This window comes from Bradyrhizobium sp. SZCCHNRI3052, assembly GCF_032484895.1.
GTDB lineage: Bacteria > Pseudomonadota > Alphaproteobacteria > Rhizobiales > Xanthobacteraceae > Bradyrhizobium.
In genome coordinates, this window is sequence record NZ_JAUETW010000003.1 from 390,370 (window position 1) to 413,674 (window position 23,305).

15 protein-coding genes are annotated in these 23,305 nt (G+C 65.8%); 12 read left to right on the forward strand and 3 right to left on the reverse strand.

What is annotated here, in order from left to right; all coding sequences use genetic code 11:
* The first annotated feature begins 112 nt into the window (after window positions 1-112).
* Complete coding sequence (locus QW887_RS12190) at window positions 113-1,285, forward strand: acyltransferase (RefSeq protein ID WP_316194565.1); 1,173 nt, start codon at window positions 113-115, stop codon at window positions 1,283-1,285.
* 156 nt (window positions 1,286-1,441) lie between these two features.
* Here QW887_RS12190 and QW887_RS12195 read toward each other — a convergent pair whose 3' ends face one another.
* A complete protein-coding gene (locus QW887_RS12195) occupies window positions 1,442-3,061 on the reverse strand; it encodes a GMC family oxidoreductase (protein WP_316194566.1) in 1,620 nt (539 codons plus the stop codon).
* Between the two features lie 173 nt (window positions 3,062-3,234).
* Between QW887_RS12195 and QW887_RS12200 the strand changes: the two genes are divergently transcribed.
* From QW887_RS12200 to QW887_RS12230, 7 genes are all read left to right on the forward strand, one after another.
* Window positions 3,235-4,404, forward strand: coding sequence for a M20 aminoacylase family protein (locus QW887_RS12200; protein ID WP_316194567.1), 1,170 nt, complete (start codon window positions 3,235-3,237; stop codon window positions 4,402-4,404).
* Between the two features lie 477 nt (window positions 4,405-4,881).
* Entirely contained in the window at window positions 4,882-5,229 is a 348-nt protein-coding gene (locus tag QW887_RS12205) for a hypothetical protein (protein WP_316194568.1), read from the forward strand.
* A gap of 239 nt (window positions 5,230-5,468) precedes the next feature.
* Window positions 5,469-6,500 carry an aKG-HExxH-type peptide beta-hydroxylase gene (locus QW887_RS12210; RefSeq protein WP_315714877.1) on the forward strand — a complete coding sequence of 344 codons (1,032 nt, stop codon included), beginning with the start codon at window positions 5,469-5,471 and terminating at the stop codon, window positions 6,498-6,500.
* Window positions 6,497-7,702 carry a radical SAM protein gene (locus QW887_RS12215; RefSeq protein WP_316170547.1) on the forward strand — a complete coding sequence of 402 codons (1,206 nt, stop codon included), beginning with the start codon at window positions 6,497-6,499 and terminating at the stop codon, window positions 7,700-7,702. Before QW887_RS12210 ends, QW887_RS12215 begins: the two co-directional genes overlap by 4 nt.
* 93 nt (window positions 7,703-7,795) lie before the next feature.
* Window positions 7,796-8,911 (forward strand): aKG-HExxH-type peptide beta-hydroxylase, encoded by a 1,116-nt coding sequence (locus QW887_RS12220; RefSeq protein WP_316164409.1) that lies wholly within the window; start codon window positions 7,796-7,798, stop codon window positions 8,909-8,911.
* 39 nt (window positions 8,912-8,950) lie between these two features.
* Window positions 8,951-10,240, forward strand: coding sequence for a YcaO-like family protein (locus tag QW887_RS12225; RefSeq protein ID WP_315714874.1), 1,290 nt, complete (start codon window positions 8,951-8,953; stop codon window positions 10,238-10,240).
* Window positions 10,237-11,592, forward strand: a complete 1,356-nt coding sequence (locus QW887_RS12230) for a TfuA-like protein (RefSeq protein WP_316164410.1) — start codon at window positions 10,237-10,239, stop codon at window positions 11,590-11,592. The genes QW887_RS12225 and QW887_RS12230 overlap by 4 nt, the downstream gene beginning before the upstream one ends.
* A gap of 48 nt (window positions 11,593-11,640) precedes the next feature.
* Here the strand turns inward: QW887_RS12230 and QW887_RS12235 are convergent, their stop codons facing one another.
* Together QW887_RS12235 and QW887_RS12240 are read right to left on the reverse strand one after the other, a co-directional pair.
* Window positions 11,641-13,122, reverse strand: coding sequence for a UdgX family uracil-DNA binding protein (locus tag QW887_RS12235; protein WP_316194569.1), 1,482 nt, complete (start codon window positions 13,120-13,122; stop codon window positions 11,641-11,643).
* 114 nt (window positions 13,123-13,236) lie between these two features.
* Entirely contained in the window at window positions 13,237-14,475 is a 1,239-nt protein-coding gene (locus tag QW887_RS12240) for a putative DNA modification/repair radical SAM protein (protein WP_316194570.1), read from the reverse strand.
* A 183-nt stretch (window positions 14,476-14,658) separates the two neighbouring features.
* Between QW887_RS12240 and QW887_RS12245 the strand changes: the two genes are divergently transcribed.
* The 4 genes from QW887_RS12245 (at window position 14,659) to QW887_RS12260 (ending at window position 23,299) form a co-directional block, all read left to right on the forward strand.
* Entirely contained in the window at window positions 14,659-15,453 is a 795-nt protein-coding gene (locus QW887_RS12245) for a DNA repair protein (RefSeq protein ID WP_316164413.1), read from the forward strand.
* Complete coding sequence (locus QW887_RS12250) at window positions 15,347-16,936, forward strand: DNA polymerase Y family protein (RefSeq protein ID WP_315826328.1); 1,590 nt, start codon at window positions 15,347-15,349, stop codon at window positions 16,934-16,936. The genes QW887_RS12245 and QW887_RS12250 overlap by 107 nt, the downstream gene beginning before the upstream one ends.
* 331 nt (window positions 16,937-17,267) lie before the next feature.
* On the forward strand, window positions 17,268-20,879 hold the full coding sequence (locus QW887_RS12255) for an error-prone DNA polymerase (protein WP_316174653.1): 3,612 nt from the start codon (window positions 17,268-17,270) through the stop codon (window positions 20,877-20,879).
* Window positions 20,880-22,060: 1,181 nt separating this feature from the next.
* Window positions 22,061-23,299 (forward strand): efflux RND transporter periplasmic adaptor subunit, encoded by a 1,239-nt coding sequence (locus QW887_RS12260; RefSeq protein WP_409977890.1) that lies wholly within the window; start codon window positions 22,061-22,063, stop codon window positions 23,297-23,299.
* Window positions 23,300-23,305 lie beyond the last annotated feature (6 nt).

Below are 23,305 nucleotides of genomic sequence, written 5' to 3' on the forward strand. Positions count from 1 at the left end.
CGGCAATGGCCGGCGGCTCACCTGGTCACGCAGGATGTCGGCGCAGGGCCGCGCGAATGATATGAGCGGCGCGCGCCGCCGTGGGGCGGCTGATGGACTGGATGCGACGTCGATGCATGAGCGCGTGACCCCGACCCTGCAACGAACCGAGACGTCGCGCGATCGGATCGTGCCGCTCGACCGCGCCAGGACCTTCATCACGCTCTCGGTCGTGCTCTATCACTCCGCCATCAACTACACCGATTTCGGCCAGGGCGGCGACCGCATGCACTGGCTCGGCTTCGATCTCGTCGCGCTGTTCAACGACAGCTACTTCATGTCGTGCATGTTCTTCATCTCCGGCCTGTTCGTGCCGGCAAGCCTGGCGGGCAGGGGCGCGTCGGACTATGTCGGGCGCCGTGCGCTGCGGCTCGGCGTGCCCTATATCGTGTCGATCTTCGTGATCATGCCGATCGCCTACTACCGCTACTACGTGGCGGAGGATCAGTTCAGCGCGGTGTGGTGGCGGATGATCAGCGAGGGGCCGTGGCCGTCCGGCTCGGCCTGGTTTCTCGGCGTGCTGCTGGGGTTTGATATGCTGGCTGCGTTCGTCTGGGTCCTGGCACCGCAGGCGGTCGGCGCACTCGGGCGTTGGGCGGGAATGGTGCTGCACTATCCGCTCACTGGCTTCCTGATCTTCCTCGTGATCGCCAACCTGGTCTATCTGCCGCCGCATCTCGGCTTCGGTGACGGATTCTGGTTCATGCCCGGACATTTTCCGCTGCCGCTGCAGGCGAGCCGGGTGCTGCTCTATCCGGCCTTCTTCGTCGGCGGCGTCGCGATCGGCGCAGCCGGGCTGCGGACGGGGCCGTTCGCAGCCGACGGCGCGCTGGTGCGGCGCTGGTCGATCTGGTTCGGTCTTTCCTACGGCTGCTATGGCGCGATCCTGTTGCTGGCCTACGCGCATCACAACTGGATCGCCGATTTCGATTCCCCGCCACTGTGGTGGCGCGCGGCCTATGGCATGGCGGTGGCGAGCTTCTGCGCCGCGATGGCGTTCGGCGTGCCGACCTTCTTCCTGCGCTGGGCGAAGGCGCCGCTGACGCTGATGGATCGCCTGCAGCCGTCGGCCTACGGCATCTACCTGCTGCACTTCCTGCCGCTGCTGTGGCTGCAATATCTGGTCTACGACCCGGCGTGGCCGGCGGGAGTGAAGTTCGCGATCGTGCTGATCGGCACGCTGTCGGTGAGCTGGCTCGCCGCAGCACTGTTGCGCCGGGTTCCGCTGGTGGCGCGGATCATTTGAAGCTGAACCTCTCTGACGTCAAAGGCCACCGTTCATTGATGATGTCATTGCGAGCGAAGCCGACGAAGCAATCCGGAGTCGGGACGAGGCTCTGGATTGCTTCGCTTCGCCGCTTCGCTCCCAATGACGGCAGCGGTGGTTTTTGGACGTGAGCGCCTAGCGCCCATCCTCCAAGATCATCGACGCCGCCTTCTCCGCGATCATCGCCGTCGGCGTGTTGGTGTTGCCTGAGGTGATCGTCGGCATGATCGAGGCATCGGCGACGCGCAGGCGGTCGATGCCGCGAAAGCGCAGCCGCTCGTCGACCACGGCCATCGGATCATCAGCGGAGCCCATCTTCGCCGTGCCGACCGGATGAAAGATCGTCGTGCCGATGTCACCGGCGGCCTTGGCCAGCGCCGCGTCGTCATCGCCGACGGATGGGCCGGGCAGATATTCCTCCGGCCTGTAGGCGGCGAGCGCATTCTGCTTCATCAGCCGGCGGGTGACGCGGATGGCGTCGGCCGCCACCTGGCGGTCGTCCTCGGTCGCCAGGTAGTTCGGCGCGATCGATGGCGCCTCGTCTATCCCCGCCGACCTGATCCGGACCGTGCCGCGCGAGGTCGGACGCAGGTTGCAGGCGCTGACCGTGATCGCGGGAAAGCGATGCAGGGGATCGCCGAACTTGTCGAGCGACAGCGGCTGCACGTGGAACTGGATGTTGGCGCGGTCGCGCGTCGCATCCGAGCGCGTGAAGATGCCGAGCTGCGACGGCGCCATGGTCAGCGGCCCGCGGCGCCGGAACGCGTAGTCGAGCCCCATCAGGCCGCGCCGCACCAGCGAGTAGTACGTCTCGTTCAGCGTCTTCACGCCCGTGACCTTGTAGATCGCGCGCTGCTGCAGATGGTCCTGCAGGTTGCGTCCCACGCCCGGCTTGTCGAGGGCGACATCGATGCCGAGCGCGCCGAGCCAGTCGGCCGGGCCGATGCCCGAGCGCTGCAACACCTGCACCGAGCCGATCGAGCCGGCGCTGAGGATGACCTCGCCCCTGCTGCGCGCCTCGATGGTCTCGCCATTCTGCCGGTAGCGCACGCCGACGGCGCGGCCGTTCTTGACGATCAGGCGGTCGACGAGGACGTTGGTTTCCAGCCGCAGATTGGCGCGGTTCAGCGCCGGCTTGAGGAAGCCGCGCGCCGACGACCAGCGCCGGCCGCGCTTCTGGTTGACGTGGAAATAGCTGATGCCTTCATTGTCGCCGGTATTGAAGTCGGGGATGCGGCGGAGGCCCATCTGCTCGGCGGCATCGCCGACCGCGTCAAGCACCGCCCAGGACAGCCGGGGGGCCTCGATGCGCCAGCCGCCGCCGGTGCCGTGATGCTCGCTCTCGCCGAGAAAATGATCCTCCAGCCGTTTGAACACCGGGAGCACGTCGGCATAGCTCCAACCGGCGAGACCGAGCTGGCGCCAATGGTCGTAGTCAGCGGCCTGGCCGCGCATCGAGATCATGGCGTTGATCGCCGAGCAGCCGCCGATCACCTTGCCGCGGGGGTAGGCCAGCGAGCGGCCGTTCAGCCCCGGCTCGGCCTCGGTGCGAAACATCCAGTCCGAGCGCGGATTGCCGATCGCGAAGAGGTAGCCGACCGGAATATGGAACCAGATCCAGTTGTCATTGCCGCCGGCCTCGAGAATCAGGACGCGGCGCTTCGGATCGGCCGACAACCGGTTGGCGAGGATGCAGCCGGCGGTGCCGGCGCCCACCACGATATAGTCGTAATCCCCCTCGAGCTGTCTCGGCATCGGCATTCCCTTCCCATCGTTGCCAGCTTTTAGTCAGCTCAGACGGGACCGGACAAGCGCCACGTTCATGGCTGGTTGACCGAGCCATGAGACGGGCGCAGCCCTTATCTTGGGCGGTGCGGCTTTTGCATGCTAAACAGGCGCAAAGTCCCACCGGAGTTACGAGATTCCCCATGCCCATCGTCAACCGCGTCGCCGATCTGCAGCCCGATATCCAGGCCTGGAGGCGGGATATCCATTCGCATCCGGAGCTGCTCTACGACGTGCACCGGACGGCGGCCTTCGTCACCGAGCGGCTGCGCGAGTTCGGCTGCGATGAGGTCGTGACGGGCCTCGGCAAGACCGGCGTGGTCGGCGTCATCAAGGGCCGCAAGCCCGGCCACGGCGAGGTGAAGGTGCTCGGACTGCGCGCCGACATGGACGCGCTGCCGATCGAGGAGGCGACAGGGCTGCCCTATGCCTCGAAGACCCCGGGCATGATGCATGCCTGCGGCCACGACGGTCACACCGCGATGCTGCTCGGCGCCGCGCGCTATCTCGCCGAGACCCGCAACTTCGCCGGCGAGGTCGCGGTGATCTTCCAGCCCGCCGAGGAGGGCGGCGGGGGAGCGGACGCGATGATCAAGGACGGGCTGATCGACCGTTTCAAGATCGACCAGGTTTACGGAATGCACAACGGGCCCGGCCTGCCGGTCGGCGCGTTTGCCATTCGCCAGGGGCCGCTGATGGCATCGACCGATGCGGTCGACATCACGATCGAGGGTCATGGCGGTCATGCCGCCAAGCCGCACAATTGCATCGACTCCCTGCTGGTCGGCGCCCAGCTTGTCACCGCGCTGCAGCAGATCGTGTCGCGCAGCGTCGACCCGCTGGAGGCCGCGGTGTTGTCGATCTGCGAGTTCCACGCCGGCAATGCCCGTAATGTGATTCCGCAGAGCGCGGTGCTGCGCGGCACCGTGCGGACGCTGACGCCGAAGGTACGTGAGCTGATGGAGAAGCGCGTGCGCGAGGTCGTGACCGGCGTCGCCCAGATGACTGGCGCCAAGATCGACCTGAACTATGCACGCGGCTATCCTGTCGTCATCAATCACGCCGAGCAGACCGAGATCGCGATCCGCGCCGCCAGGGAGGTCGCGGGCGACGCCAATGTGCACGAGATGCCGCCGATGATGGGCGGCGAGGACTTCGCCTACATGCTCGAGGCGCGCCCCGGCGCCTTCATCTTCGTCGGCAATGGCGACAGCGCCGGCCTGCATCACCCCGCCTACAACTTCAATGACGAGGCGATCGTCTACGGCACCTCGTTCTTCATCAAGGTGGTGGAGAATACGCTGGCGGCGTGAGGCTCGCGGCCGCGTGCAGCGGCACCGCCGCGATCAGGCACGAAAGTGGACTGGCAGGGCCCGTGCGATGAGCGCGGGCCTTTTGCTTTCCATATGCACGTCGAGCTTCATGAGCTACGCGAGAATGTGCGCTGCCGCGGAATGAGGTGCGACAATATGCCTGGCGGGTGACATCCGAGAGCGCAAGACGTCATCACGCGTGGTCACTGCCGGCCTGAGACGACCGCAGTGCGTCGCTCATTCGAGCAATCAACAGGTGTATCTGACAAACTACTCTATTGTTAAAGAACTAGCTTCATGTTAGTTTTTTTCTGGCTTCGACGACTGGCGAATTGGGACAGCCTGAGCGAAGTGCTTAGCACAGCTACATTGCTTCAGGTTCTGTGAGTTCAGGGCGCGAGATCACAGAGCTTGTACCGGGACGTTGCTATTTCCTTTCTGAACGATGGCGGTTCTCAACCGACTGGGAGTATAGGAATGGCTGATCGCGATCCGGCGGAAATGCGCAAGAAGGTCGATCTGGCGCTGAAATCCGTAGTCGACTCAGAGATCGCACGCGCGTCTCTGAAGATCGACATCATGGCAGAAGGCGTTCCATTCTCGCGTGGAGCGATCTTCAGCAAGACCAATCCATTCTCGCGCGGCATCGTCTTCAGCCGCCTTGCGGCGATGGAGCGTCCGGACGAGATGGAACGTGAAATCGCCAACGATCCCGCGGTGTTGGGGGCTCTTGCGGAGCGTCTCACGCAGGTACGGGCGGTGAAGGACCTCAAGGGTCAATTTAGCGTGCCGCAGGTGGGGGGCGCGCCGAAATCGGTCAGGTGAATGGATCGATCGTTCGGCTAAGACGGAGCGAAGCGGGCCTGCGATGTCGGATCTTTCCGACGTGACGTGTCGTGGGCCCGCCCGCGACTCGCTGGTGCGGATGACGGGCAATGGTCGCCGTCATCAGCGTGACCTTTCCTGATAGCTGCTCTTGATTCCGGCATCGGTTGCGGTCCTGTCTGACGGCGGGACAGCTTGCGGCCGGCTTCGTTGGCGTATTTCCGGAGGCATGCTCGATCATGAGTGACGCGTGGACCTGGCGACCGTCGAAATCTGCCTGGCATGAAAAATTCAACGACAGGATCCTGAGATGGCAGCCGGAGGATCGCCTCGGCCTCGACTGCGAGCCGCTCAAGGCGTCGCTCATCGAAGCCAACGCGCGTGAAGCGGACTGGCTTCGTCATCCCTGCATGAACTCCATCACCTATGAAGGGCATGACAAGAGCCCGCAGCGTGATCTGCAGGTGGCGATCTGGACGGCGGCGAATGCGCCGACCGCATCCACGTCGCTGACGACGCCGGAGCCGTTGACCTTGTGGTCGCCGGTCGGAGGCTACCGGATCGAGGCCGGCAGCTATGACCTGAACGAGCTCGCTGGGCTGCTCCCGATGAAGGAATGGCCCTACGACATATCGGTCGACGTGGGGTGCCACTCCCTCGGATTTCCGATTCCCGACACCTGGGCCGAGCACACCGATCTCTCGGCCGACGAGCAGGCCCGGATGACGCGCGAGGTGACGAACGCGCTCGAGATCCTCGTGACCGCCGCGAAGAAGTTTCCCGAGTGCGTGAATTGGGTGTCCGATGTGACGCGGGTCCTGATCCCCCTGCGCAGCAGCGAGCGATCCTATTTCCGCAGCGGGTCGCAAGCCGATGTGCCCGGGATGGTTTACGCCGACCTGTTCGGCGGCCTGATGCAGGTGATGGAGGCCATCGTCCACGAATCCGCGCATCTGCATCTGTTCATGGCGGAGGCGTCGGGACCCCTGGTGGATCCGCAGCACCAGGGGCGCTACGCATCGCCGTTGCGGCCGGAGCCGCGGCCCTTGCGCGGGATCCTGCTGGCCTTTCACGCCATCGCCTACATCTGCGCCTTCTATCGTGAGGCCGAGAAGCAAGGGTTCGGCGGATCAGCCGAGTATCAGGCCGAGCTTGCCAATATGCTGACCAAGCTCAAGGAGGCGCAGGTCGTACTGGACGGTGCCCGGCCGTTCCTGACCGAGGACGGCCGCATCTTCGTCGATCGCACCGCCGAGATTGCGTACCAATGAACGACGGTCCCCATCTTCACTTCGTGTTCAAGGTCGCGTCGCGCTGCAATCTGAACTGCTCCTATTGCTACGTCTACAACAAGGGCGACAGCACGTGGAGAGAGCGGCCCGCGATCATGGATGATGAGGTCGTCGAGATCGCGATCGACCGCATCCGCCGCCATTGCCAGGCAACAGGTCAGAGCTATCTGACGATCACCTTTCATGGCGGCGAGCCGTGCCTGGTCAAGCAGGAGCGGTTCAGCTCATGGTGCCGGAAGATCAAGGAGGGGCTGGCGGGCGTCGCGCGGGTGCAGCTCTGCATGCAGACCAACGGCACGCTGCTCGACGACGGCTGGGCCGAGATCATCAAGAGGTTCGACATCGATCTCGGGATCAGCATCGACGGAACCCCCGAGGTGCATGATGCCCTGCGCGTCGATCATGCCGGGCGTGGCTCCTATCGCGATGTCGAGCAGGGCCTTGCCGTGCTGCGCCGCGCCGGGATTCCGCTGCGCTTCCTGTCGGTGATCCAGCTCGGGGCGAGCGGTGCCGCGGTGCATCGCCATCTGACGAGCCTGGGCCCGGCCTCCATCGACTATCTGCTGCCGGATTTCACCCACGACACCATCGCGGCGGTTCGCGACCGGTATGGACCGACACCCTGTGCCGATTTCCTGATCCCGATCTTCGAGGATTGGTGGCGGGACGGCACGCTGGATCTCCGGATCAAGATCTTCTGGAACATCGCTTGGCTGGTCCAGGGCGGGGAGAGCCGCATCGACATGCTCGGCAACCAGCCGCTGACCTTCCTGTTCGTCAACACCGATGGCGAGATCGAAGGGCTGGATGTGCTGCGGGTCTGCTACGACGGCGCCGCGCGCACCGGCCTGAATGTGCGGACGTCCGACTTCATGGACGTCCGGCACGCCGGCGAATTCCATCGTGCGGCGGTGTTCGAGGGCATGCCGCTGCCCGACGGCTGTCGCGCGTGCCGCGAGCGCGACACGTGTGCCGGCGGCTATCTTCCGCATCGCTATGCATCGCGGACGGGCTTCAACAATCCGACGGTGTGGTGCGCCGATCTCCTGAAACTGTTCGATCACGTCCGCGAGCGGCTGGGAACGTCGGTGGAGGAAACCAAGCTGCGCCGGGCCCATCTCCTCGACACCGCCCTGCGGCGGGCGGTGGGGCTGCAGCAGGAATCTCCGGCCATCGGCTGAGGTCGGACCTCGATCGCCGACTTATGCGCGCTGTCGCGCGGGCCTGCTGCAAGGCGGCGTGGTCGAGAGTGGAACGTGGAAGGAGTGCGCACGATGACGATCACCCTGATGCCTGACGTTCTGCGCTGGAATGACTACGAGGCGGTGTGTGACGGCGTGCTTGCGACCTATGGCGACCGGCTCGCGCAGAAGCTGGGCGAAGCCCTCGGCGAGATCGGCCGCGACGACCCTGCGGGCGGGGACGAACTGCGCAGCCTGATGGATCGCGTGGCGGACGACGGCTTCATGCGGGTTCTCGATGCCCCCGAGACCTCGTTCCGTCTGCTGTCGGCGCCGGGCCGGTACGCCGAGGACAAGGGACGATTTCTGCGCGATTCATTCGTGGCTGAGGCCTTGCGCCAGGGACTCGAGATCACCGCCGATCGGGAGCTGTGGACCGCGCTCGGCGATCGCGGCTATCGGCGTGACGGCGCCTGCATCTGGCCGCAGATCGAGGGCATGCCCGTGACCGATTACGGCAGCCCGCATGCGGTCAAGGTGGATCTGTCCGGCCAGGACCGGCCGGTCCCGCCGCAGCGCCCGCCGTTCTCCGAGGACGAAATCGACCGGCTGCACGATCTGCTGCACCGGTCCCGGGATGCGCTCGAACGGACCGAAGCGGGGCTTCCCCGCTTCGTCGCGCGCTTCAACATCGCGCTCATCCTGCAGAAGGATCCGGAGAGCCCGGGCAGCTTCTCGTCAGGATCGAACGGCTACTACATCGGCCGCACCTTCCTCGCCAACCCGCATCTTCCCGAGATCGACGAATCCCACATCGCCGATGCGCTCGTCCATGAGGGCATCCACGCGCTGCTCTACATGCAGGAGCAGGAACAGCCTTGGTTCCTCGATTCAACGGCGAAGGGCTCGCTGCCGCGCATCACCTCGCCCTGGAGCGGCAGCCGGCTGCCGTTTCCGTCTTTTTTACAGGCCTGTTTCGTCTGGTACGGCCTGCTGCACTTCTGGAGCCTGGCGATGCAGTCCGGCGCGTTCGAGCAGGGCGTCGCGATGAAGCGCATCCAACTCTGCCTGCGCGGCTTCTGCAAGCAGCCGCTGCTCGACAGCATCGCGGGGTTTTCATCGGTGGTCGACGCCGACGTGCAGAAGACGATCGAGGAGATGCAGAACGTCGTGGTCGGCGCCTTTGCCGATGTCCGCCATGCGGGCTGATGCGACGACGTCAGCGGCGGTTGAGTGTGGAGGCTGCGGATGGCGAATGGAACGGCACTGCATCGGGATCGTCTGGCGCGTCCGGTCCCGAAGAGCTTTCGATGGGGAACTCAGCGGTCGGTGCCGCCGTCGCAGACGGTCGAGCGGGTGCGTCCGTTCCTGGGAGAAATGGGAATCACGCGCATTGCTGACGTCACGGGTCTCGACCGCGTCGGCATTCCCGTCACCATGGTCTGCCGGCCGAACTCGCGCTCGGTCTCGGTGTCGCAGGGCAAGGGGCTGACCCTCGATGCTGCGAAGGCGTCGGGCGTGATGGAATCGATCGAGCTGTTTCACGCCGAGACGATCACATTGCCGCTGAAGCTTGCGACCTATGCCGAGCTGATCAGCGACCATGAGGTGGTCGACGTGGCGGACTTGCCGCTGATCGCCGGCGGGCGTTTCCATCCCGATCTGCAGATGCTGTGGATCGAAGGGCGCGATCTCATGGCCGATGCCGACGTCTGGGTGCCCTTCGAGATGGTGAACTTGTCGACCTCGCGGCCGGAGATGCCGGCCGGCAGCTTCATCTCGTCGTCGAACGGGCTGGCGTCCGGCAACCAGCTGATCGAGGCGGTCCTGCACGGCATCTGCGAGGTCGTGGAGCGCGATGCGACCACGCTCTGGCACCTCCGCAGTCCGGACGAGCAGCAGAGCCGGCGCGTCGCGCTCGAGACGGTTCAGGACGAAGGCAACCGGCGGCTGCTGGAGATGTGCGAGCGCGCGGGCCTCGAGGTCGTGGCGTGGGACATCAGCTCCGATGTCGGGCTCGCCGCCTGCCAGTGCCTGATCTTCGATCGTGACGAGGAGCTGGGGCGGGATCTCTACGCGGCGTTGGGCATGGGCGCGCATCTGTCGCCAGAGATCGCCTTCCTGCGGGCGCTGACGGAAGCCGCGCAGAGCCGGCTGACGCTGATCGCGGGCGCGCGCGACGACGTGTTCCGCGAGGAATATGACGAGAAGGCATTGGCCGCACAGTTTCTCGGCGAGCAGCGGGCGCTGCTGCGAAACAGCCCGCCGACGCGAAGCCTGCGCGAAACTCCGTCGCTGGCAGCGGAGACGTTCAACGATGATCTCGCCGTGGTTCTCGAACGGCTGCAATCCGCCGGTGTCCGGCAGGTGATTGCGGTCGATCTCACCAAGAGCAGGTTCGAGATCCCCGTGGTGAGGATCATCATTCCGGGGCTCGAAACCTTCGACAAGAATCCTGACTACAGCCCGGGGCGCAGAGCGCGGGCGTTCGCCGGCGATCAGATCTCGCGGCATCAGCCATCGGGGCATCCGCTATGACGTGCATCGTATTCACCGGGCCGACGCTGCATCCGCGCGACGCGGCGCTCGAATTGGAGGCCGAGTATCTCCCGCCGGTGCAGCAGGGCGACGTCTATCGTGCCGCGCTGGCGAAGCCTGCGGCGATCGGAATCATCGACGGCTATTTCGAGCAGGTGCCCTCGGTGTGGCACAAGGAGATCCTGTGGGCGATGGCCAACGGCATCCACGTGTTCGGCAGCGCCAGCATGGGCGCGCTGCGCGCGGCCGAGCTGCACGCGTTCGGCATGGAAGGCGTCGGCAAGGTGTTCGCGGCGTATCGCGACGGCGTGTTCGAGGCCGACGACGAGGTCGCCCTGATTCACGGACCGGCTGAGCTCGGCTTTCCCGCGCTGTCCGAGCCGCTGGTCAACATCCGCTTCACCCTGCAGAAGGCGGTCGACCATGGCGTGATCTCGGAGGCGTCCCGCCTGGTCCTGGAGGCGCTCGGCAAGGCGAGCTTCTATCCCGAGCGCAGCTACCCGGCGCTGCTGCAGGGCGCGCGGTCCGACGGCAGCCTGGCCGCGGAGGAGATCGACGCGCTGAAGGCGTGGCTGCCGGATCACCGCGTCGACCAGAAGCGCGAGGATGCGCTGGAGATGCTGCAGACGATGCGGCGCCGGTTTGCCGGAGACACGGTGCCCAAGGCGGTCGATTACGCCTTCGAGCACACCCAGCTATGGGACGGCCTGATGCAGGACGCGCAGCGTTCGGCGGCCGCAGCGCGCGAGACGGTGATGCCGGACGGAACGCCGCACCTGCTGGACGAGCTGCGCCTGCTGGCCGTGCGCGGCAGCGACCTGTCCGACAAGGCGATCGCGCGATTTCTCGCGGCATCGGAGGCGAAGCGCCGCGGCATCAGGGTCGACGCCCAGGCGCTGAGCGCGGAGATCATCCGGTTTCGCCAGAGCAGGGATTTGATGGACCCGGCTGAGCTCGAGGCATGGATCGCGCGCAACGGCCTGACCCGGTCGGAATTTCTGGAGCTGATGCTGGACGAGGCGCGCATTCGATCGTTCAGGAAGGGGCTCAACGGCTCGGCTCTGAATGCGCTGGCCGACTGGGCGCGGATCGACGGCCATTTCGAGGATCTGCTGGCGCGCGCACGCGACAAATGCGACGTGCTGAAGCAGACGGAACTCGACGGCGGTGGCAGTCCGGCGGACTATGGCCTCGGCGAGGACGAGCTGATGGCGAGATACCTGCCCGCGATGCAGGCCGGCGCACCCGACCGGGACGAGACGGACGTGGCGGTGTCGCTCGGCTTTCCCGACCGAGCAGCGCTGATCCAGGCCTTGCTGCGTGAGCACGTCTACACGTCGCGCAAATCCTGAGGCCCCGTTGTCGCGTGGGGGCGGCCCGGTCGAGGCCATGCCGGCCCGTCACGCCGCATGTGCGCGCTTGATCGCGGCCGCGGCAATCTTCAGGTCCTCGACGAAGCGCTCATACTCCCGCGCCTTGGCGTCGGCATCCGGCAGCCGCAGCAGGTAGGACGGGTGCACCGTCACCATCGCCTTGGGGCCGTCGGGCAGGTCGGCGACATGACCGCGGTTCTTGGTGACCTGCGTGATCTTGCCGAACACCGCTTGCGCGGCGGTCGCGCCCATCGCCACCACCAGCGCCGGACGCACGGCGGCGAGCTCGCGCTCGTACCATTGCCGGCAGGCCTTGATCTCCGGCGTGTTCGGCTTCTGGTGCAGCCGGATCTTGCCGCGCGGCACGAACTTGAAGTGCTTCACCGCATTGGTGACGTAGACCTTGGACCGGTCGATGCCGGCCTCCTCAAGCGCGCGGTCCAGCATCTGGCCGGCCGGGCCGACGAACGGATGGCCGGCAAGGTCCTCCTTGTCGCCGGGCTGCTCGCCGACCAGCATCAGCGGCGCATGCGCGGGGCCTTCGCCGAACACGGTCTGCGTGGCGTCCTTCCACAGCGGGCAGGCGCGGCAGGAAGCGGCTTCTTCGCGCAAGGTCTCAAGATCGGTGGCCTCGACATCACGCGAGGTCTCAGCAGCGGGCGCGTGGGCTTTCGGCTTGCGGCTCATCGCGATCTCCTCGACGCGTTTCTGCGGCTTGTGGGGTTCGGTGCCGGCTTCGGCGATCATCGATGACGTGCGCCTGGAGGCGGCCGCGATCAGCGGCTGGATCAGCTTGGCCTCGGGCAGGTTCTGCCAATATTTCTTCGGCATCTCCTTTTCCATCGCCTTCACTTTCAGCCGTGCCGGATTGAAAATGCTGGCATAGTAACGCAGCCAGACCTCTTCGAGCCGGTCCTCCGACGGCGCTTCAGCCTTGCTCACACCGGGCGTGAAGCTGACGCGGCTGCCGTCCCAATGCGCACAGAGTTCGGGCGTCAGGATCGACCACGGCATGTCGGCGAAGCGGCGGGCGAAAAATGGCGCGGCGCGCTCGACGATGTGGTGCTCGGGCTCGAACCAGGCGACGTAGCGCGCCTCGCGCTCGCGGCCGACCTCGCGGAAGCGGACGAAGGCATGCATCTTGTGGACGTCGCGGCGCACCGCCCGCGCCAGCGCGTTGGCCTGGGCGACATCAGGATCGGTCGCGATCTCCATGAGATCGTGGTTGGTCCGCAGACGCCACAGCAGCCGGTAGAGCAGGGCGAAGCGGTTGGGATCATTGTGCAGAATCGCGCTCTCGGCGAGCTCCATGAAGCTCGCCGGCACTGAGAACGCGCCCTTTGGCACCTCGGGAAGCTGCGTGTCGGCCTGATCGTCGAACAGGTCGGGCGCTGCGCCCTTGACGCGCCAGCTGACGTCGGCCGGCTTGACGTCGTTCATCGCCAGCGCCCGCGCCGCCTGACGCCAGCCGTCGAAATCAGTGTCGCTGTCGAGGGTTACGACGTGCATTTCACCTCTCTCGTCATTGCGAGCGAATCCGCCGCGTCATTCCGGGGTTCGATGCTTCGTATCGCCCCGGAATGACGGCTGTTTCCTGGCTTCGGTCTTCGCCACGACGTTCAATTAGAACCCAAATCCCAGCTGCTGCGGTTTGGGCCGCAGCCGGGCTCTGAGGCTGGCACCGTCGAGCAGGGACGGCTGTGGCCGGTGGTCGGAGAGAACGATGAACGGCAGGACCTTGTTCCGGATCACGTTGAGCCGGGCGAGATCCGCAAAGCGGATCGTGGTGGTGCGGCGGGTGGCGAGGATGCGCTGCACGGTGCGGGTGCCGAAGCCGGGCACGCGCAACAGCTCCTCGCGGCTCGCTTTGTTGATGTCGAGCGGGAAGCGGTCGCGATGGCGCAAGGCCCAGGCGAGCTTGGGGTCGATGTCGAGCGGCAGCATGCCTTCGTTCTCCTCGACGATCTCGTCGGCATCGAAGCCGTAGAACCGCATCAGCCAGTCGGCCTGGTACAGCCGGTGCTCGCGCACCAGAGGCGGTGCCTGCAGCGGCAGCGCGCGGCTGGCATCGGGGATCGGGCTGAAGGCGGAGTAATAGACGCGCTTGAGCTTGTAGGCGCCGTAGAGATTGGCAGAGGTCGACAGGATGACGCGGTCGTTGGCGTCGTCGGCGCCGACGATCATCTGCGTGCTCTGGCCGGCCGGCGCGAAGCGCGGCGGCTTGGCCCGGCGCACCGTCTTCTTCGCCTCCGCCGTCTCGTCGAGCTTGAGCCGGAGACGGCCCATGGTACGGCGGATGGCGCGCTGGTCCTTTTCCGGCGCGAGCGTCGTCAGGCTCGCCTCCAGCGGCGTCTCGATGTTGATGCTGAGCCGGTCGGCATAGCGGCCGGCCTCGGCGATCAGCGCCTCGTCAGCCTCCGGAATCGTCTTCAGATGGATGTAGCCGCGGAAGCGATGCTCCTCGCGCAATTTGCGCGCGACGCTCACGACCTGCTCCATCGTGTAGTCGGGGCTGCGGATGATGCCCGACGACAGGAACAGTCCCTCGATGTAGTTGCGGCGATAGAAGTCGATGGTCAGCTTCACCACCTCGTCGACCGTGAAGCGCGCGCGGGCCACGTTGGAGGAGGCGCGGTTGACGCAATACAGGCAGTCGAAGTTGCAGGCATTGGTCAGCAGAATCTTGAGCAGCGAGATGCAGCGTCCGTCCGGCGCATAGGAATGGCAGATGCCCATGCCGGGCGAGGTCGAGCCGAGGCCCTTGCCGTCGCGGGAATCCCGCATCTCGGTACCGCTGGAGGCGCAGGACGCGTCGTACTTGGCGGCATCGGCCAGGATCTCCAGTTTGCGCAACAGCTCCATGGCTTTGAATCCCTTTGATTCCATTCGTTGAATCACACCCGGGTCAATCCCGATTGACTCTCTCGAAGGCGTTAGCTTTATATTAGAACGTATCATGAACAAAGAGGGTCGTCGCGGGTTCACTGCCTGATCACTGAAACAACGGCAGCGCCCGCACGATGGATTGAAGAGGAGCGGCGACGGATGACCGGCGCACGCATGGATACGCTCGCGCGTCTGCGCGGCCGCATTGCCCGTCTCGAGGCGGGAGATGGCGCACATGATTTGCGCCGGGTCGCGCTCGGCCATGACGAGGCCGACGCGACCTTGCAGGGCGGGCTCGCTACCGGCGCGCTGCACGAGGTGTTCGCCGAGACCGGCCGCCAGGCGGCAGCCGCGACCGGCTTCCTGTGCGGGCTTGCCGCGCGTGTCGCCGCGCACCGGCCCCTGATCTGGATCCGGCAGGATTTCGCCGAGCGCGAGATGGGCGCGCTGTCGATGAGCGGGCTCGCCGAGCTCGGCCTCGATCCGCGCCGCATCGTCATCGTGCGCGCGCCCGATCTCGACCACGCCTTGCGCACCGCCGCCGACGCGCTCGCCTGCGATGCGCTCGGCAGCGTGATGCTGGAGGTGTGGGGGGAGACGCAAAAGCTCGATCTCGTCGCCAGCCGCAAGCTGACCCTGGCGGCGCAGGAATCCGGCGTCACCGCGCTCATGTTGCGCATTGCGGCTGCGCCCGAGCCGTCGACCGCGGAGACGCGCTGGATCGTGCGCACCGCGCCGTCACCGCTCGTTGCCCCGTGGATGGCGTGGGGCGCGCCGCGCCTCGATGTCGAGCTCATTCGCAACCGTCACGGCCAGACCGGACGATGGATCATGGAGTGGACCCCCGATGCATGCCGTTTCAACGAACCGGCGGCGGATCCTCAGCCTGTGGCTGCCGCGCCTGCCCATCGATCGCATCAAAAGACAGCGGGCACTCACAGGCGCTCCGCCTGAGAGCAAGCCGCAGGTCGTCGTCATCAAGGACGCCAATGCGCTCTTGATCCATTCGCTGGACGAAGCGGCGGCGTGCCACGGTGTGTCGCTCGACCAGCCCTTGGCGAATGCCCGCGCGGTCTGTCCCGACCTCGTCGCGCACGAAGCCGATTTGGCGGCTGATGCAAAGATGCTGGAGAGCATCGCCGACTGGTGCGACCGCTTCACGCCGCTGGTGGCGCTCGACCCGCCGCATGGGTTGTCGCTCGACATCACCGGCTGCGTGCATCTGTTCGGCGGCGAAGCCAGGCTGATGCAGTCGGTCTGCGACGCGCTGACCGCGCATGGCCTCATTGTGTCGGCGGCGATCGCCTCCAACGCCGTCTGTGCGCGTACGCTGAACCGCCAGGTGCATGGCCGCATCGTGCCCGACGGCGAGGAGGCGGCCGCGGTGGCGCCGCTGCCGGTGGCCGCCCTCGGCGGCAGCGAGGCCATTACGCTCGGCCTGCGCCGAGCCGGCCTCAAGACCATCGGCGACGTCGCCGCGCGCGGCCGCAACGAGATCACCGCGCGGTTCGGCGCCGCCTTCACCCGCGTGCTGGCGCAGGCGCTGGGCGAGGCCGATGCGCCGATCAGCCCGCGCAAGGTCCCGCCGGACTACATCGTCGACAAGCGTTTTGCCGAGCCGGTCGCGACCGACACGGTGATTGCGGCCAGCCTCTCCCGTCTGGCCGCGATGCTGGTGGCGGCGATGGCGCAGCAGGGCAAGGGCGCGCGGCGGCTGGAGGCCTGCTTCTTCCGCACCGATGGAATGGTGCGCGTGATCACGGTCGACACCGGCCAGCCGGTCACCGAGGCCGCAATCATCGACCGGCTGTTCCGCGAGCGGCTCGAGGCGCTGAACGATCCGCTCGATCCCGGCTTCGGCTTCGACATGATCCGGCTCGCTGCTGGCCGCAGCGAGATCGTGGTGCAGCAGCAGCGCGATCTCGATGCCCATGTCCACGACAATGACGAGCTGTCGGCACTGATCGACCGCATCGCCGCGCGCATCGGCGGCAAGCGCGTGGTCGTGCATCTGCCGGTCGATACCCATGTTCCGGAGCGCGTGGCGCTGCCGCTGCCGGCGCAGCAAAATCTCGCCGCCGCCACTGCTGCCGCCTGGCCGGAGCGCGCCGAGGGCGAGCCGCCGCTGCGACCTCTGCGGCTGTTCGCGCACCCCGAGGCGATCCAAGTCATTGCCGGCGTGCCGGACGGCCCGCCCGCGCGCTTCGTCTGGCGCCGTGCCGCGCATGCCGTGGTCCGCGCCGAGGGCCCGGAGCGCATCGCGATGGAATGGTGGCGGCCGGACGGGCAGGGCCTCACGCGCGATTATTTCCGCGTCGAGGACGAGCACGGCCTGCGCTTCTGGCTCTATCGCGACGGGTTGTATGATCGTGAGTTCGAGCAGCCGGAGGGCCTGCCGGTGCAGCCCGCCTGGTACATGCATGGCCTGTTCGCATGAGGGTCGGGATCGCACATCTCTCGCGGCGATCTCGCTGCTCACCCTCCCCTGGAGGGGGAGGGTGGGCTCGCATGCGCGCATGCGAGCCGGGGTGGGGTGACAGACCATCCGCGTGCACGGTGCCGATTTTCGCCGGAGCCGAGACGCCCACAGCCCTAACGTGTCGACGTCAGGACGACCGATTGTTGGGCTCACCCCACCCCGCCGCGCGCTGTGCGCGCGTCGACCCTCCCCCTCCAGGGGAGGGTGGGCAGCTGCGCAAGCCGCTTGGTGAGGGGCTGTCTTTCGTATCGCATGGGCAACGCGCCGCCCCAGCCTTCGCAGCCGCGCCATGACTCCCATCCCCTATGCCGAGATCGGCGTCACCACCAATTTCTCCTTCCTGCATGGTGGTTCGCATCCGCAGGACTATGTGCACCAGGCCGCCGAATATGGCCTCACCGCCATCGGCATCGCCGACCACAACACGCTGGCCGGCGTCGTGCGCGCCTATAGCGAGCTGAATAACGACCGGCTCAGCTACAAGCCGAAGCTGCTCTACGGCGCGCGGCTGGTGTTCACCTGCGGCACGCCGGACATCCTGGTCTATCCGCGCGACCGCGCGGCCTACGGCCGGCTGTGCCAGCTGCTCACCCGCGGCAAGCGCGGCAGTGACGCGGACAAGGTCGCCAAGGGCGATTGCCGCCTGAGCTTCGAGGACCTGTTTGAGTTCATCGAGGGACAGTTGCTGGTGCTGATGCCGCCGCATCGCTTCGACGAAGCCGCGCTCACCACCATTCTCACGCGGCTGAAAGACAGCCCCGCCGAAGGCGTGTGGCTGGCCGGCAGCCTGCTGTATCGCGGCGACGACCGGCGCCGGCTGGCGCGGCTGTCGCGCCTCGCAGCTTCAAGCAAGGTGCCGCTGATCGCCACCAATGACGTGCTCTATCATCATCCTCGACAGCGGATGCTGCAGGATGTGCTGACCTGCATCCGCGAGAAAGCCTCGATCGAGGCCATCGGCCGAAGGCTCCAGGCCAATGCCGAGCGCCATCTCAAGCCGGGACACGAGATGGCGCGGCTGTTCCGTGACCACCCCGACGCCGTGACCGAGACGCTCCGTTTCACCGACCGCATCGTGTTCTCGCTCGACCAGCTCAAATATCAATATCCCGACGAGCCGGTGCCGCCGGGCAAGACCGCGCAGGGGCATCTGCAGGATTTGACCTGGGTCGGCGCCAAGACCTATTTCGGCGACCATCTCGATGACAAACTGCGCGCTGTCCTCGACAAGGAGCTGGCGCTGATCGCCGAGCTCAACTACGCGCATTACTTCCTCACCGTCCACGACATCGTGCGCTACGCCCGCAGCCAAGGCATCCTGTGCCAGGGCCGTGGCTCGGCGGCCAATTCGGCCGTGTGCTACGTGCTCGGCATCACCTCGGTCGATCCGACCAAGATCGACCTGCTGTTCGAGCGCTTCATCTCCAAGGAGCGGCTGGAGCCGCCCGATATCGACGTCGATTTCGAGCATTCGCGACGCGAGGAGGTGATGCAATATGTCTATCGCCGCTACGGCCGGCACCGCGCGGCGATCATCGCCACTGTCATCCATTATCGTCCGCGCAGCGCCATTCGCGACGTCGGCAAGGCGCTGGGCCTGACCGAGGACGTCACCTCGGTGCTCGCCGACACCGTGTGGGGCAGCTGGGGCGACGGCCTCTCCGACATGCAGGTGCGCCAGGCCGGGCTCGATCCCGCCAATCCGATGATCCGCCGCGCCGTGGAGCTGGCATCGGAGCTGATCACCTTCCCGCGTCATCTGTCGCAGCATGTCGGCGGCTACGTGCTGACGCAGGATAGACTTGATAGTTACGTCCCGATCGGCAATGCCGCGATGGACGACCGCACCTTCATCGAATGGGACAAGGACGACGTCGATGCGTTGTCGATGATGAAGGTCGACGTGCTCGCGCTGGGCATGCTGACCTGCATCCGCAAATGCTTCGACCTGATCGCCGATCACAAGGGCAAGCGATACGTGCTCTCCGATATCCGCTCGGAGGACGATAACGAAGTCTACCGGATGCTGCAGCGAGGCGAGTCGCTCGGCGTGTTCCAGGTCGAGAGCCGCGCGCAGATGAACATGCTGCCGCGGCTGAAGCCGCGGACCTTCTATGATCTCGTCATCGAGGTCGCGATCGTCCGGCCCGGGCCGATCCAGGGCGACATGGTGCATCCCTATCTGCGCCGCCGCAACAAACTGGAGAAGGTGAGCTATCCGTCGCCGTCGCCGGATCACGGCCCGGCGGATGAGCTCTACAAGGTGCTGCACAAGACGCTCGGCGTGCCCTTGTTCCAGGAGCAGGCGATGCGGATCGCGATCGAAGCCGCCAAATTCTCGCCCGAGGAGGCCAACGGCCTGCGCCGCGCGATGGCGACCTTCCGCAACGTCGGCACCATCGGCTCTTATGAAGAGAAGATGGTCAGCAGCATGATCGCGCGCGGCTACGATCCCGCCTTCGCCAAGAGCTGCTTCGACCAGATCAAGGGCTTTGGTTCCTACGGCTTTCCGGAAAGCCATGCTGCGAGCTTCGCCCAGCTCGTCTATGTCTCGTCCTGGCTGAAATGCTTCCACCCCGACGCGTTCTGCTGCGCGCTCTTGAACTCGCAGCCGATGGGTTTCTATGCGCCGGCCCAGATCGTCGGTGACGCCCGCAAGAACGGCGTCGAGATCCGGAACATCGACGTGTCCTACAGCTTCGCCGACAACACGCTGGAGGAAATGGGTGGCAAATACTGCGCCGTTCGCCTCGGCTTCCGCCAGATCGACGGCTTCCGCTGGATCGACCGCGACGAGGAGCGGATCAGGAAATTGTCGGAGGCGCTGCGGAGGAAGGCGCAGCCTGCTCCAACATCTTCAAAAGGTGCTGGGGAGGCTCTCTCCCCATCGTCATTCCGGGGCGCGCGCAGCGCGAGCCCGGAATCCATACTCCCGATCGTGGTTATGGATTCCGGGCTCGCCCTCCGGGCGCCCCGGAATGACGGCGTGGGTGGAGTTGTTTCTAACTCGCAAACGCTTGGTGCATTTGGAGAGCATGCAAACGCATCGCCCCGCAACGATAACGAGACACAAGCCGACATCTTCGACCGCGAGGACGACTGGGCCGACCGCATCATCCAGGCGCGCGGCCGCGGCCCCTTCACCTCGCTGGAAGACTTCGCTCGCGACACCGCTCTGCCCAAGCGCGCGCTGCTGCTGCTGGCCGATGCGGATGCGTTCCGCTCGCTCGGGCTCGACCGTCGCGCCGCGCTCTGGGCCGTGCGCCGGCTGCCCGACGACGTGCCGCTGCCGCTGTTCGAGGCTGCCATCGCCCGCGAGCAGCCGGACGAGGGCGCCAGGCCGCTGCCCGAGATGCCTCTACCGGAGCACGTCGTCGCGGACTATCAGACCATCCGCCTGTCGTTGAAGGGGCACCCGATGGAGTTCCTGCGCGAGCGTTTCGCTGCCGAAGGCGTGCTGGCCTGCTGCGACGTCAATGATGCCAACGACCGCCGTCGCGTCCGGTGCGCCGGCGTGGTGCTGGTGCGGCAGCGGCCGGGCAGCGCCAAGGGCGTCGTGTTCATGACCCTGGAGGACGAGACCGGCATCGCCAACATCGTGGTGTGGCCGAAGGTGATGGAGACCTTCCGCAAGGAGGTGATGGGCGCGCGCCTGGTGCTGGTCGAAGGCAGCATCCAGAGCAGCCCGGAGAAAGTGGTCCATCTCGTCGCCGAGCGCCTGGTCGACCGCAGCGCCGATCTCGCGCTGCTGTCGGACGACCGCCTCGGCGCCGTGCCACACGGCCCGATGCCCGCCGAGCCGCTCAACGACGACCGCCGCGATCATCCCGACACTCCCTCCCAGCGCGTCAGCCACCCCCGCAACGTCCGCATCCTGCCGCGCTCGCGGGATTTTCATTGAGGGGACCGCGGACTTGTTGCGACATGGTGGGCACGGCACTTCGTGCGATCCTTCGCATCGACTAAGCGCCTTTGCCTACCCTATGGTTCTTTATGAGTTGAGAGATGGGCGCCACGAATTGTAGGGTGGGCAAAGGCGCGACGCGCATCGCGCGTCGTGACGTGCCCACCGGCCGTCACACGGTACTCACCGTCATATTCATATGAGTGCAGTGACGCGATTCAGAAATTCAGAATAATCGCGTCTCGCCCCAAAATTCTACTTTCAATTTTTCCGAAATCATGCTCTATTGTCGCCATCCCGCTCCACCGAGAAGGGGCGTAGCGCGCGATCGTCACGACACGCGGGGCGGGGAGCGATGGCTGCGAGATGTCGCAGCGCGGGGCGAGGCCTTGCGCGGACGAACGGCAGCTTGCGGACGCGAAGGCGTGTGGTCCTGGCGCCCCGATGCTGGCGCCAAGTCTGCGGGCGATGATCCCGCCGACGACGGTGGCTAACAAGCCGGACACCGGGGAGAGCGCGCAGTAAGCGTGAAAACCATCGCGCAGGGAAGGCCGGGCGATCTCGGCTGCACCTGTGGTTCCTGCCGCCTGCATTTTTTTTCGCAGGCGGGCCGCAGGCGTCAGCCGACGCCTGGCCTTCCCTGCGCCCTCCTCACGAGAGGGTGAAACGGTCGGCAAGACTCGGACGCATCTGCGCCGCGAGACTACGTATTCATGTGCGCGTCACAGTCACCTGATCGAGGCTGCACTCGATGATCGCACGATGGACCGTCGCCCATCGCAGGGCCATGGAAACCATGACTCGATTTTGGAGGAAAAGCGCGACGTCGCGATCTCGTCCGAGCCGGAACGCAAACCCGGAGCATGGACGTGAGGCCGGAGTAGGTGCGTACCCGCGGAGGTTGGCCTGCAGGCCGGCAACACCGTCACGGCGATCCCCTGCGGCCCGATGCTTTCATGGTGCGTCGCGGTGGAACCGCGATTGCCCAAAACGAGCTGAATGCAAGCTGAACGGCTGTCGTTCAACTTTCAAATTTTTAAAGCAAAACGGAGGCGAGTTGGGCGATTTTTAGGTTGTTTAAAGCTCCAGTTCCGCACTATTAGCGCGACGATGAGACCGCCAGAGCCGGAATCGTCGACCGATCACGCGAGCCGATCTGACCAGCCATGGCGTCTGACATGAACCCATCCCCCCAGATGCTCAGCACCAAGCGGTTGCTGATCGGCCTTGCTGCCCTGGCGATGGCCGGCGCGGGCGGCTATGGCTACATGCAAGTCCGGTCGGAGACGGCTGCGAAAGACAATATCGAGCTCTCCAGCCAGTCCAAACGCAACGGCACCACCTTTACGCCGTCGGCAGCGGAATGGTCGACGCTGACGATCGAGCCGGTGTGTGAGAAGATATTTCGTGCCGAGCATGTTACCGAGGGCAAGGTTGCCGTCGACGAGGATCGCTCGACACCGGTTTTCTCGCCCTATGCCGGCCGCGTCACCAAGCTGCTGGCGCGCCCGGGTGAGACGGTGCGCCAGGGCCAGCCGCTGTTCGTGATCGAGGCCGCCGACACCGTGCAGGCCCAGAACGATTTCATCGCCGCCATCACCGCGATGAACAAGGCGAAGTCCGCGCTCGACCTCGCCGATATCCAGTACAAGCGCGCCAAGGACCTGTTCGAAGGCCGGGCGATCCCGCTGAAGGATTTTCAGCAGGCGGAGGCGACCTCCGTTCAGGCCCAGAACGACATGCGGTCGTCACAAACGGCCCTGGAGGCGGCGCGCAACAAGCTGCGCATCCTCGGCTTCACGGATGCTGCGATCACCGATTTTCAGAGCAAGGGCGTGATCGACCGCGAGATCACGATCTACTCGCCGATCACCGGTACGGTCGTGCAGCGCAAGGTCGGCCCCGGACAATATGTCAACTCCGGCGCGAGCGACCCGGTCTTCGTGATCGGCGATCTCTCCACCGTCTGGCTCACGGCGTTCGTCCGCGAGAGCGACGCGGCGCTTGTGAACATCGGCGAGGAGATTCTCGTCAACGTGCTGGCGCTGCCCGGCCGACCGCTCAAGGCCAGCATCAACTACGTCGCCGCTTCGATCGATCCGGCGAGCCGCAGGCTGCTCGTCCGCGCGACCATCGACAACAAGGATGGCCTGCTGAAGCCCGAGATGTTCGCCAATGTGACGATCTATTCGCCGGGCGAACAGCCCGCGGTCGCGGTGCCCCGCCAGGCACTGATCTACGAAGGCAATCAGGTCCGCGTCTGGGTCGCCCGTCCCGACAAGTCGATCGAGCTGCGCAAGATCAAGACCGGTTTGATCAACGGCGACCAGGTCGCGGTCGAAAGCAATCTGAGCGCGGGCGAGCAGATCGTCACCAAGGGCAGCCTGTTCATCGATCGCGCAGCCTCGGGCAGCTGAGATGCG